Source organism: Kitasatospora sp. NPDC059577 (assembly GCF_042735475.1).
In the GTDB taxonomy this organism is placed as follows: domain Bacteria; phylum Actinomycetota; class Actinomycetes; order Streptomycetales; family Streptomycetaceae; genus Kitasatospora.
Genome location: NZ_JBHWBZ010000025.1, coordinates 32,152 through 43,919, shown reverse-complemented (window position 1 = coordinate 43,919; position 11,768 = coordinate 32,152). Strand labels below are relative to the sequence as shown.

The 11,768-nt window shown below is 75.6% G+C and carries 10 protein-coding genes; 6 read left to right on the top strand and 4 right to left on the bottom strand.

Annotation, left to right across the window (positions count from 1 at the left end; translation table 11 throughout):
- Positions 1 to 33 precede the first annotated feature (33 nt).
- The gene (locus ACFV0O_RS20695; RefSeq protein ID WP_380343686.1) at positions 34 to 1,887 is read right to left on the bottom strand and encodes a DEAD/DEAH box helicase; all 1,854 of its coding nucleotides are present in this window, start codon (positions 1,885 to 1,887) and stop codon (positions 34 to 36) included.
- A 696-nt stretch (positions 1,888 to 2,583) separates the two neighbouring features.
- On the opposite strand from ACFV0O_RS20695, the gene ACFV0O_RS20690 reads away from it, so the two are divergent.
- On the top strand, positions 2,584 to 3,312 hold the full coding sequence (locus ACFV0O_RS20690) for a ferritin-like fold-containing protein (RefSeq protein WP_360259584.1): 729 nt from the start codon (positions 2,584 to 2,586) through the stop codon (positions 3,310 to 3,312).
- 21 nt (positions 3,313 to 3,333) lie between these two features.
- Here the strand turns inward: ACFV0O_RS20690 and ACFV0O_RS20685 are convergent, their stop codons facing one another.
- The 3 genes from ACFV0O_RS20685 to ACFV0O_RS20675 form a co-directional block, all read right to left on the bottom strand.
- The gene (locus ACFV0O_RS20685; RefSeq protein ID WP_380343683.1) at positions 3,334 to 3,660 is read right to left on the bottom strand and encodes a hypothetical protein; all 327 of its coding nucleotides are present in this window, start codon (positions 3,658 to 3,660) and stop codon (positions 3,334 to 3,336) included.
- 136 nt (positions 3,661 to 3,796) lie between these two features.
- Complete coding sequence (locus ACFV0O_RS20680; protein WP_360259579.1) at positions 3,797 to 4,024, bottom strand: DUF3107 domain-containing protein; 228 nt, start codon at positions 4,022 to 4,024, stop codon at positions 3,797 to 3,799.
- A 131-nt stretch (positions 4,025 to 4,155) separates the two neighbouring features.
- Positions 4,156 to 4,815, bottom strand: a complete 660-nt coding sequence (locus ACFV0O_RS20675) for a TetR/AcrR family transcriptional regulator (RefSeq protein WP_360259576.1) — start codon at positions 4,813 to 4,815, stop codon at positions 4,156 to 4,158.
- A gap of 220 nt (positions 4,816 to 5,035) precedes the next feature.
- Here ACFV0O_RS20675 and ACFV0O_RS20670 point away from each other — a divergent pair, with 220 nt between their 5' ends.
- From ACFV0O_RS20670 to moeZ, 5 genes are all read left to right on the top strand, one after another.
- On the top strand, positions 5,036 to 5,938 hold the full coding sequence (locus ACFV0O_RS20670) for an alpha/beta fold hydrolase (RefSeq protein ID WP_380343678.1): 903 nt from the start codon (positions 5,036 to 5,038) through the stop codon (positions 5,936 to 5,938).
- Positions 5,939 to 6,357: 419 nt separating this feature from the next.
- Positions 6,358 to 7,962: a DUF3492 domain-containing protein gene (locus tag ACFV0O_RS20665; protein ID WP_380343675.1), complete on the top strand. Its 1,605-nt coding sequence runs from the start codon at positions 6,358 to 6,360 to the stop codon at positions 7,960 to 7,962.
- Positions 7,962 to 9,071 (top strand): hypothetical protein, encoded by a 1,110-nt coding sequence (locus ACFV0O_RS20660; RefSeq protein WP_380343672.1) that lies wholly within the window; start codon positions 7,962 to 7,964, stop codon positions 9,069 to 9,071. Before ACFV0O_RS20665 ends, ACFV0O_RS20660 begins: the two co-directional genes overlap by 1 nt.
- A 156-nt stretch (positions 9,072 to 9,227) precedes the next feature.
- A complete protein-coding gene (locus tag ACFV0O_RS20655) occupies positions 9,228 to 10,238 on the top strand; it encodes an NAD-dependent epimerase/dehydratase family protein (RefSeq protein ID WP_380343669.1) in 1,011 nt (336 codons plus the stop codon).
- A gap of 233 nt (positions 10,239 to 10,471) precedes the next feature.
- On the top strand, positions 10,472 to 11,650 hold the full coding sequence (gene moeZ, locus ACFV0O_RS20650) for an adenylyltransferase/sulfurtransferase MoeZ (RefSeq protein ID WP_360259564.1): 1,179 nt from the start codon (positions 10,472 to 10,474) through the stop codon (positions 11,648 to 11,650).
- The last annotated feature ends 118 nt before the right edge of the window (positions 11,651 to 11,768 follow it).

Below are 11,768 nucleotides of genomic sequence, written 5' to 3'. Positions count from 1 at the left end.
CTGGCCCGCCCCCTCGGGCGGGATGCGCTGCGGTCAGCTCTCCGGGGTCGCCTCGACGGGCGCGGCGGCCTTGCGGGCGCGGGTGCGCTTGCGCGGGGCCGGGACCTCGGCCACGTCGGCCTCGGCGGCCGGGGCCGCCGGGGCGGTCTCGGCGGTGGCCGCGGCCTTGCGGGTGCGCTTGCGCGGGGCGGGCTTCTCCTCGGCCGGAGCCTCGGCGACGACGGCCTCGGCAACAGCCTCGGCAGCGGCCTCGACGACCTCGGCAACAGCCTCTACGGCCTCAGCCTTCGGCTTGCGGGTGCGCCTGCGCGGGGCGGGCTTCTCCTCGGCCGGAGCCTCGGCGACGACGGCCGCGACGGCCTCGGCGACGACCGCCTCGGCGGCCTCCACGACCTCGACGGCCGCGGCCGCCTCGCCGGCGGCGCCACCGCGCGAGCGGCGACGGCGGCGGCGCGGGGCGGCCTCGCCCTCGGTGCCCTCGACGGCCGGGGCCGGAGCCGCGGCGGCGTCGGTCACGGTGACCGCGGCCTCGCCCTCGCCGACCGCCGAGCCCCGACGGGTGCGGCGGCGCTCACGGGTGCGGCGCGGCTTCTGCTCCTCGGCCTCGGCCTCGGCCGGGGCGGCGGCCGGACGGCCGGGGCCGCCCTGCGCGGGGCGACCGCGGCCGGCCCGGCCGGTGCGGCTGCCGCGTCCGCCGGTCTCGCCGAGGTCCTCGACCTCCTCCGCGTTGAGGCCCGCGCGGGTGCGCTCCGAGCGCGGCAGGACACCCTTGGTGCCCGGCGCGATCTTCAGCAGCTCGTACAGGTGCGGCGAGGTGGAGTAGGTCTCCTCCGGGTCGTTGAACGGCAGGTCCAGCGCCTTGTTGATCAGCTGCCAGCGCGGGATGTCGTCCCAGTCGACCAGGGTGACGGCGGTGCCGGAGGCGCCGGCCCGGCCGGTGCGGCCGATCCGGTGCAGGTAGGTCTTCTCGTCCTCGGGGCACTGGTAGTTGATGACGTGCGTGACGCCCTCGACGTCGATGCCGCGGGCGGCGACGTCGGTGCAGACGAGCACGTCCACCTTGCCGTTGCGGAAGGCCCGCAGGGCCTGCTCGCGGGCGCCCTGGCCGAGGTCGCCGTGGACCGCGCCGGCCGCGAAGCCGCGCTGGGTCAGCTGGTCGGAGACGTCGGCGGCGGTGCGCTTGGTGCGGCAGAAGATCATCGCCAGCCCGCGGCCGTCGGCCTGCAGGATGCGCGAGACCATCTCGACCTTGTCGAGCGAGTGCGCACGGAAGATGTGCTGCTCGATGTTGGCGACGGTGGTGCCGGTGTCGTCCGGGGCGGCGGCCCGGATGTGGGTCGGCTGGCTCATGTACCGGCGGGCGAGGTTGATGACCTGGCCCGGCATGGTGGCCGAGAACAGCAGGGTCTGCCGCTTGGCCGGCAGCATGGTGATGATCTTCTCGACGTCCGGCAGGAAGCCGAGGTCGAGCATCTCGTCGGCCTCGTCGAGGACCAGCGAGCGGACCTGGGACAGGTTCAGCTTCTTCTGTCCGGCCAGGTCGAGCAGTCGGCCCGGGGTACCGACCACGATGTCGACGCCCTTGGTGAGCGCCTCCACCTGCGGTTCGTACGCCCGGCCGCCGTAGACGGCGAGGACGCGCACGTTGCGGACCTTGCCGGCGGTCTGCAGGTCGTTGGTGACCTGGGTGCAGAGCTCGCGGGTCGGGACGACGATCAGCGCCTGCGGGAAGTCGGTGAGCTGCTCCTCGGTGGCCCGGCCGGCGTCCACGTCGGCGCGCACGGTGACGCGCTCGATCAGCGGCAGACCGAAACCGAGGGTCTTGCCGGTGCCGGTCTTCGCCTGGCCGATGACGTCGTGGCCGGTCAGCGCGACCGGGAGGGTCATCTCCTGGATGGGGAAGGGGTGGACGATGCCGACGGACTCGAGGGCCTCGGCGGTCTCCGGGAGGATCCCCAGGTCCCGGAAGGTCGTCTTGATGGGTTCAGCGGTGGTGGACAGGGTGCTGCCTCTTCCGTGTGGAGGGGCCGAGAGCGAGCGGCGGGCGGGCAGCCGCGCGGCTGCGTACGGGCCTGTGCGGCCCCGAATACAGCTGCGCGGACGCACAACCGCGCCGGTCCCTGCGGCCGGCCGGTGCGCGCTGCCCCGGTGCGGGGGCGCGTCGCCGGCGGCGTCGGGGAGGATTCCCGTGAGGGACCTGCGCGGGACCTCCGCCAGGGGGCGTGGTCTCGGCGGCCCTCGCTCGGCCACTGATGCGGTGCCAAGGCTTGAAGTCCAAGCCATGGTCGGAGCCGATCGGCTCTCCGACCGGGCATCCGCGTACGTGAGTACCCGTGCCTCCGGTGCGGACACGTCCGGCTGGACGGTGCCGCTTGGGAGCGGGCTTGCGCGGGTACCGAGACGGCGGTCACACCGTGCGAGCACGACGGGGCTCCGTACCACCATACAGTCAGGCGACGACTCGAACACGTGACGCGTCTGACATTGCCCCCGGCGACGACCGCGGGATCGGGCGATCCGGCCGGTCACCGGGCTGCGGCGGGTGGTGGGGGAGGCGGCCCTGCGGGACTAAGCTGGCAGGTCATGGAGACCCATGGTGAGACGCAGGACACCGCGGCCGGCTCGATCGGCGACTGGGCCGCGTGCTCGGCCGACCCCGGCTACCGGGCGGCGGTGCTGGATCTGCTCGGCGCGCTCGCCTACGGCGAGCTGAGCGCCTTCGAGCGGCTCGCCGAGGACGCCAAGCTGGCGCCGGACCTCGCCGACAAGGCGGCCCTGGCCCGGATGGCCTCCGCCGAGTTCCAGCACTACCAGCGCCTGCACGACCGGCTCGCCGAGATCGGCGCCGACCCGCAGGAGGCGATGCGGCCGTTCGTCGAGCCGCTGGAGCTCTTCCACCGGATGACGGCGCCCTCGGACTGGCTGGAGGGCCTGGTCAAGGCCTACGTCGGCGACGCCATCGCGACCGACTTCTACCGCGAGGTGGCCGTCCGGCTGGACGACGACACCCGCGACCTGGTGCTCGGCGTCATGTCCGACACCGGCCACGCCCAGTTCGCCGTCGACAAGGTGCGCGAGGCGATCGAGGCCGACCCGCGGTCCGGCGGCCGGCTCGCGCTGTGGGGCCGGCGGCTGATGGGCGAGGCGCTCAGCCAGGCGCAGCGGGTGGTCGCCGAGCGTGACGCGCTGTCCAACCTGCTGGTCGGCGGTGTCCGGGTGCAGGGCTTCGACCTGGTCGAGGTCGGCAAGATGTTCAACCGGATCACCGAGGCGCACACCAAGCGGATGGCCGCCCTGGGCCTGGCCAGCTGACCGGCCGCGCCCCGACGACGGCTACGCCGGCCGGTGCCGCCGCGGCGCGCGGTGGGCGCCGGTCCGGTGCGGGTGGTGCCGGTGCGCCGGGGCCCGCCCGTCGGCGAGGTCCGGCCGGGCCAGCAGCGAGGTGAGCACGCCGGAGGCCAGCGCCGAGGCCGCCACGGACACCGCTGGGTGGCGCCCGTCCAGGCAGAAGTGCGCCACCACCCCGCCGACCAGGGCGGAGGCCAGTGCGGTGCCGACCGTCAGCGCGCGGGCGGCCCGGTAGTACGAGGGCAGGGCCAGCAGCGCGGCGCCGGCCGTGGCCAGGCCGATCAGGGTGAAGACGATCGACTCGACCAGCAAGACTGCCTCCCGGGGGACGGGCCCGCGGCGCCGGTGCCGCACCTGTCGCCGTACCCCGCCCCACCCGGCCGTACACGCAGCGGTGCCCCGCTCCCTCGCGGGAACGGGGCACCGGAACGCGTGCTCGGGCGGCGCCTCAGAGGGTGCCGAAGCCGACCTTGCGGACGGCCTGCTCGCCGATCTCCACGTACGCCAGGCGCTCGGCCGGGACGATGACGCGGCGGCCGTGCTCGTCGGTCAGGGTGAGGAGCTTCTCGGGGCCCTCCAGCGCCTTCGCGACCGCGCTCTGGACCTCATCGGCAGTCTGCGAGCTCTCGATCACGATCTCGCGCGGCGCGTTCTGCACACCGATCTTGACCTCCACGGCTTCCGTCCCTCCGGGGTTGCAGCCTCCACGCGCGGGCACCGGACCGCCTGGAACAGGCGTTCGCGGCGACCGCGCCGTACGGCTTCACCATAGAGCACCGGATCACCGCCCAGGCGAAGGTCGCCGGATCACCCCTGGTGGGCACCCTCGCCGGGCTGGTCGCCCGGGTGCATCGGGAAGCCCTTCAGACCCCGCCAGGACAGGCTGGCGACCAGGCGCACCGCCTCGTCGCGGGGGATCTCCAGCCCCTGCGACAGCCAGTACCGGGCGGTGATCTGGGCCAGGCCGCAGACCCCGGCGGCGAGCAGCTTGGACTCCGCCTCCGGCAGGTCGGTGTCCTCCTGGATCACCTTGCTGACCAGGGTCGCGCTCGCCTCGGAGGCCCGCTCGACGCGCTCGCGCACGGCCGGCTCGTTGGTCAGGTCCGACTCGAAGACCAGCCGGAAGGCGCCCGACTCGCTGGAGACGTAGTTGAAGTACGCCTCCATGGTGTTGGCCACGCGCTGCTTGTTGTCGGTGGTCGTCGACAGCGCGTGGCGGGTCGACTCGACCAGGGCGTCGCAGTGCTTGTCCAGCAGCGCCAGGTAGAGGTCCAGCTTCCCGGGGAAGTGCTGGTAGAGCACCGGCTTGCTGACCCCGGCGCGGTCGGCGATGTCGTCCATGGCGGCCGCGTGGTAGCCCTGCGCGACGAACACCTCCTGGGCGGCACCGAGCAGTTGTTCACGGCGGGCGCTTCGCGGCAGGCGGGCACCGCGCGGGCGCTCCTGCGCCTCCTGGATGGCCGTCACGGCGCTCCTCACTTCGGGTCTGTTCGGGGCTGGCAAGATGGCCGATTCTACTTTTCGGTAACCGCGCCCGCGTTCGGCGAAGGCGAGAAAAGACGGTCGGCCTTGTTGTCAGGAGCCCACAATACGGCGCTGACCTCGGCCTCGGCAGTGGTGCGACAGAGACAAGGAACGGCCGACCGTCCCGGGTGCTCCGGCCCTCGGCTCACTACCATCGTCCACCATGAGCAGCGCTGAGCAGCAGGTACGTACGGTCGAGGTTCCCGGGGCGGTGCTCGCGGTGCACCGCCCCGCCGACGACGGGCCCGCCGGCGGGCGCGAACCCGGCTTCTTCGTGCACGGGCTCGGCGGCTCGGCCGCCAACTGGACGGCCCTGATGGACCGGCTCTCCGGCCTGGTCGACGGCGAGGCCGTGGACCTGCCCGGCTTCGGCCGCTCCCACCCGCCCACCGACGGCAACCTCACCCTCTCCGGCCACGTCCGCGCGGTGATCGGCTGCCTGGAGGCCGCCGACCGCGGACCGGTCCACCTGTTCGGCAACTCCCTCGGCGGCGCGGTCGCCGTGCGGCTCGCCGCGCTCCGCCCGGACCTGGTGCGCAGCCTCACCCTGGTCTCGCCGGCCCTGCCCGAACTCCCCCCGCAGCGCTCCGCCTGGCCGACCGGCCTGCTCGCGGTGCCCGGGGTGCCCGCGGTGCTGCGCCGGCTGGCCGCGAACGGGCGCGACGTCGAGGCCGCCACCGAGGACCTGCTGCGGCTGGTCTACGGCGACCCGGCCGGCCTGAGCCCGGCCGCCCGGGCCGAGGCCGTCGCCGAGTACCGGCGCCGGCTGGAGGTGCCGCACGCGATGCCGGCCCTGGTCGGCTCGGCCCGCGGCATCGTCTCGGCGTACACCGAGCGCGGCGACCAGGCGCTGTGGCGGCAGGCCGAGCAGGTGAGGGTGCCGGTGCTGCTGGTGTACGGGCTGCGCGACAAGCTGGTCTCCTACCGTTCGGCCCGCCGTGCCTGCGCGGCCTTCGCGGACGCCCGGCTGCTGGTGCTGCCGGAGTCGGGGCACGTGGCGATGATGGAGCATCCCGACGAGGTCGCCCGCGCCGTGCGGGAGCTGATCGCGCACGCCGCCGGCTGAGCCCGCCGGGAGCGGGTATCACGGGCGGCCGCGCGTACCGCCCGGTAACGGCCCGGTTCGGGTCGAGGTCACGGCGTTTCACTCGTTCAGGTGGCAGCCAGGCATGTGACCGATGGATTGCCCGGGGCCGGTCCTACCTTTCTGCTGTCGGACCGAACAGGTGTGGGGGAACCGCGGCCGCCGGAGAAACCGGAAGGCGGCCGCGGCCGGGGTTCCGGCGGGTCGGGCCAGGCCGCCGGAGCGGGCGGGCGCCCGGGGGAGCGGACCGCGGCACGGCCGCGGCCGCGCCGTCGGACCGCCGCGGCACCGGCCCGGCCGACCGGCTCCCCGGCCGCCGCCCGGGGGCGCCCCGGCCGCTCGGCCGTCCGTCGATCCGTCCGTGATCCGCCCGCGAATCCACTCTGCCCTGGAGGTCTCCCGTGCGCGTTGCCCTGCTCACCGAGGGTGCCCGTCCGTATTCCCAGCGTGGCGCCGGAGGCTGGTGCGACCGGCTGGCCCGGGGCCTGCCGGAGCACGACTTCGCGCTGTACCGGCTCAGCGGGGAACGGGGACCGGGCGCCGTCGAGCGGCCGTCGCCGCTGTGGCGCGACGCCCGCGACCTGGCGTTGTGGGGGCCCCGGCCCGCCGGGCGGGCGCCCGGTGCGCTGCGCAGACGCCGGTACGCCGGGGCGTACGAGGAACTGGTGCGGGCACTGGTGCTGCCGGGGGAGCGGGCCGGCTTCGGCCCCGGGCTGTACCGGCTGGCGGTGCTGTCCGGCGAGGACGGCACGCTGCCCGCCTTCCTGGCCTCCGGGCACGCCCGCCGGATCCTGGAGCGGACCTGGCGGCTGCCCGGCGCGGACACCTCGGCCGGACAGCCGCTGGTGTGCGACGTGCTGGTCGCGGCCGACCTGCTGGAGCAGTTCCTGCGGCCGCTGTCCGCGCCCTGGTACGGTACCGGCCCGGGCGGCCTCGGCGCGGCCGACCTGTGCCACGTGGTCGGCGGCGGGCTCGCCGCGCTGCCCGCGCTGGTCGCCCGGCACCTGCACGGGGTGCCGTTCGCCGTCACCGAGCACGGGCTGCACCTGCGCGAGCAGTACCTCGGCTACCGCGAGGCGCCCTACCGGTGGCCGGTGCGGGCGCTGCTGCTGTCCTTCTTCCGGGCGCTCACCGAGGAGACCTACCGGCAGGCGGCCGTGCTGACCCCCGGCAGCGCCCACGACCGGCAGTGGCAGCGCCGCTGCGGGGCCGACCCGGCGCGCACCCGGGTGGTGTACGAGGGGACGCCGGCGGTGGACCGCCCGGCCGCCGGGCCGGAGCCGGCCGCGCCGACCCTGGTGTGGGCGGGCGCGCTGGAGCCCGGCCGGGACCCCGAGCTGGCGCTGCACGCCTTCGCCCGGGTCCGCGAGGAACTGCCCGGTGTCCGCCTGGTCCTGTACGGCGAGGAGACGGCGCCCGGCTACCGGGCGTACTGCGCCGCGCTGGCCGAGCGGCTGGGGGTGGCCGCGGCGGTGGACTTCGCCGGGCGGCCGGCGTCGCTCGCGCGGGCCTGGGAGTCCGGCACGGTGGTCGTCTTCTCGGCGCTCTCCCAGCGCGCCCCCCGGCTGCTCGCGGACGCGATGCTCAGCGGCCGGGCGGTGGTGTCCACCGACGTCGGGGTGGCCCGCGAGGTGGTCGGGCCGACCGGTCTGCTGGTGCCCGCCCGCGATCCGCGCGCCCTGGCGGGCGCCTGCCTGGCGTTGCTGCGCGACGAGGAGCGGCGGGCCCGGCTCGGGCTGGCCGGGCGGCTGCGGGCGCAGGAACGCTTCGCCGTCGAGCCGGTCATAGGCGCCTTCCGGGAGATCTACCTGGAGCTGGTCTCGCAGTACCCGGCCTTCCCCGGCGGTGGGGGCGGCGGCGAGGGCGGTCCGGTGCCGCGGCCGTTCGCCCGCCCTGCCGAGTACTGGCTGGCGGACGGCCGGGCGGGCGCCCCCGGCGACGACGGGGACTCCGGCTCGCGGCAGCCGGCCGAGCGGGAGCCCGCCGCGCTCGCGGAGGCCGTCTGATGTCCGGCGCCGCGGCGCCCGGCCGCAGCGCGGACCCGGTGCGCGAGGTCATGACGGAGCACCGCGAGCTGTGCGAGCGCGCCGTCGACCCGCTGGAGATCGCCGCCGGGCTGGAGGAGGCCGGGCTCGGCTCGGACGCCGCCGCCCGTTGCCGGCACGCCGACCTGTTCTCGCTCGCCGACGAGCTGTACGCCCGGGTGCCCCGCCGCCCGCCGGAGCCCGGGCCGGTCCGGCCGGGGCGGCGCGGGGCCGCGGGCCGGGCGGCGCTGACCGCCGCCGCGCTGGCCGCGCTGCCCTGCGCGGGGGTGGCCGCGCTCGGCGCGCGCTGGCCGGTGCTGCTGCCCGCCGCCGTGCCGCTGGTGCTGCTGCCCGCGCTGACCACGCTGACCACGCCGCGGGACGAGCCGGGACCGCCGTCCGCCGGGCCGTTCCGTCCGGCGGACGCGCTCGGGCCGGCGCCGCTGCCGGGCGGGCCGGCCGGCTCCCGGAGGGGACCGGCCGCGCCGGGACACGGGTCGGGACGGGGGCTGGGGCTGGCCGGGCTGCTGCTGCTCCCGCCGGCCGTACCGGGCGGGGACCGGCCGTTGACCGTCGCGCTGGTGCTCGCGGCGGCGGTGTCGGCCGGGTCGGCCGAGTGGGCGGCCCGCTGGTACCGGCAGGTCGGCCGCGGTCACCTCGGCGCGGCGGGGACGCTGGCGGAGTTCCGGTCCCGGATGCGGCCGGTGCTGCCGGTCGCGGTCGCCCTGCACCTGGCGGTGCTCGCGGTGCTGACCTTCGCCGCCCTGGCCGTGCTGGCCGTCGTCGCACCGCGCCCGGGGCCGGGGCACGACGGTGGGCTGCTGCACCTGGCGGCCGAGCGGGCCGGCCCCGCGCCGTGGGCGGCGCAGGGCGTGCTGGGCCTGCTGCTGGTGCTGCCCGCGCTGCTGGCGCGCTGCGACCGGCCGGCGGCGGCAGCGGTGGGCGCGCTGGCCGGGCCCGCCGCGACGCTCGGGCTGCTCGCCCTGGGCCGCTCGCTGCCGTCGGCCCTCCTGCTCGGCGGCGGTGCCGTCGCGGCGGCGCTGCTGGCGTACGCCTGGGCGGTGCTCGGCCGGGCCGGCGCGCACCGCTGACCCGCCGCGTCGTCCGCGGCCCCGATCCGTTCGGCGACCCCGGTCCGCTCCGTGGTCCCGGTCCCGAACTCCGATCCCCGATCTGCGTTTCGTCCGTTCGTTGATTTCAGTCCGCCAGGTCGTCTCCCGACCTCGCTTCGTGGAAGGACACCCCCGATGAGGGTGCTGCTGCTGGGCGCCGACGGCTTCATCGGCCGCCGGGTCACCGACCGTCTGCTGATGGACCAGGAGTTGCAGGTGACGGTGCTCGGCCGGCGCGACTCGGCCGACATCCGCTTCGACCTGACCGCCGGGAGCCCGGGTGCGCTGGCCCGCTTCCTGGACGCGGTCGCGCCGCAGGTGGTGATCAACTGCGCGGGCGCCACCTACGGCAGCTCGCGCACCCTGATCCGGTCGAACACGCTGGCCGTCGCGACGGTCTGCGAGGCGATCCGGCGCAGCCGGGAGCCGGCCCGGCTGGTGCACGTCGGTTCGGCCGCCGAGTACGGGCCGGTGCCCGGCGGGGTGCCGGTGTCGGAGCAGGCCGAGCCGCGGCCGGTCGGCCCGTACGGGGTGTCCAAGCTGGCCGGGACGGAGCTGGTGCTGGCCTCCGGGCTGGATGCGGCGGTGCTGCGGGTGTTCGACGTGGTGGGGCCCGGCGCGCCGACCGCTTCGCTGTTCGGACGGCTGGCCGAGGGGCTGCGGCGGGCGCTGGAGCGGGACGAGAACCAGGTGCGGATGCCGGACCTGTCCGGATACCGGGATTTCGTGGACGTGCGGGACGTCGCGCGGGCCATCCAGGCAGCGGCGGTGTCGGCCGCGACCGGGGTGGTCAACATCGGCAGCGGGCACGCCGTCCGGGCCCGGGACGCGGCCCAGCTGCTGGTGCGGGCCTCGGGCTTCGAGGGGTCGATCGTCGAGGAGAACCGGCAGGTCCTGCTGCCCGCGCAGGCGGTCGGCACGGGCGGCGACCACCTGTCCGGCCACCATCACCACCAGCCCGGCCCGTACCTGCCGGGCCACCGGGCGGAGGGTCAGCGGCCGGAGGGCCGGGCGGTGCCGGGCGAGCCGGTGCCGTGGCGGCAGGCGGACGTGCGCACCGCCCGGGACCGTCTCGGATGGCGGACGCAGGTGCCGCTGGAGGAGTCGCTGGGGGACGTCTGGCTGGAGACGGCCTGCCGGGTCTGAGTGGTGCCGCGGGGACGTCCCGGGCCCCGGAAACACGGGCTCGGGGCGTCTGCGGGGGGTGCGGTGGCCGGTCCCACGATCCGGCGCCGCCCGTCTCGCCCATCGGACGAGCTGTCTCGGAATACCGGTCGGGCGTGACACTGTTGGCCTAGACAGCCACCCGAGTGGCGGCGCAACAACCCCACACCGCGGCTGGCCCCGGCCACCCGAACAAGACACCCATCGGAGTCCCCGTGTCGTTGCCACCCCTGGTCGAGCCGGCCGACGAGCTCACCGTCGATGAGGTCCACCGGTACTCCCGCCACCTGATCATCCCCGACGTGGGCATGGCCGGGCAGAAGCGGCTGAAGAACGCCAAGGTGCTCTGTGTCGGGGCCGGCGGCCTCGGTTCGCCCGCCCTGCTGTACCTGGCCGCGGCCGGTGTCGGCACGCTGGGCATCGTCGAGTTCGACGTGGTGGACGAGTCGAACCTGCAGCGCCAGATCATCCACGGCCAGTCGGACGTCGGCCGCTCCAAGGCGGAGTCGGCGCGCGACTCGGTCAAGGAGATCAACCCCTACGTCGACGTGGTGCTGCACGAGGAGCGCCTCGACAACTCCAACGTCATGGAGATCTTCTCCGGCTACGACCTGATCGTGGACGGCACCGACAACTTCGCCACCCGGTACCTGGTGAACGACGCCGCGGTGCTGCTCGGCAAGCCGTACGTGTGGGGCTCGATCTACCGCTTCGACGGCCAGGCCAGCGTCTTCTGGGCCGAGCACGGCCCCTGCTACCGCTGCCTGTACCCGGAGGCCCCGCCGGCGGGCATGGTCCCCTCCTGCGCGGAGGGCGGCGTGCTGGGCGTGCTGTGCGCGTCCATCGGCTCGATCCAGGTCAACGAGGCGATCAAGCTGCTCGCGGGCATCGGCGACCCGCTGGTCGGCCGGCTGATGATCTACGACGCCCTGGAGATGAACTACCGCCAGGTGAAGGTCCGCAAGGACCCGAACTGCGCGGTCTGCGGGGAGAACCCGACGGTCACCGAGCTGATCGACTACGAGGCCTTCTGCGGCGTCGTGTCGGACGAGGCGCAGGCCGCCGCCATCGGCTCGACCGTCACCTCGCAGCAGCTGAAGCAGTGGCAGGACGACGAGGAGGACATCTACCTCATCGACGTCCGCGAGCCCGGCGAGTACGAGATCGTCAACATCCCCGGCGCGGTGCTGATCCCCAAGAACGAGTTCCTGATGGGCAACGCGCTGGAGAAGCTGCCGCAGGACAAGAAGATCGTGCTGCACTGCAAGTCGGGCGTGCGCTCGGCCGAGGTGCTGGCCGTGGTGAAGGCGGCGGGCTTCGCCAACGCCGTCCACCTCGGCGGCGGCGTGCTCGGCTGGGTGAACCAGATCGAGCCGCACAAGCCGGTCTACTAGGCCGCGCACACGTAGGCCGCGCACACGACGGAGGGGCCCGCGCGCCGCCCCCGCGGCGGGCGCCCCCCCCGCGGCCCGCGGGCGCTGAAGAGCGCCTCAGCGCCCGGGCCGCGCTCGG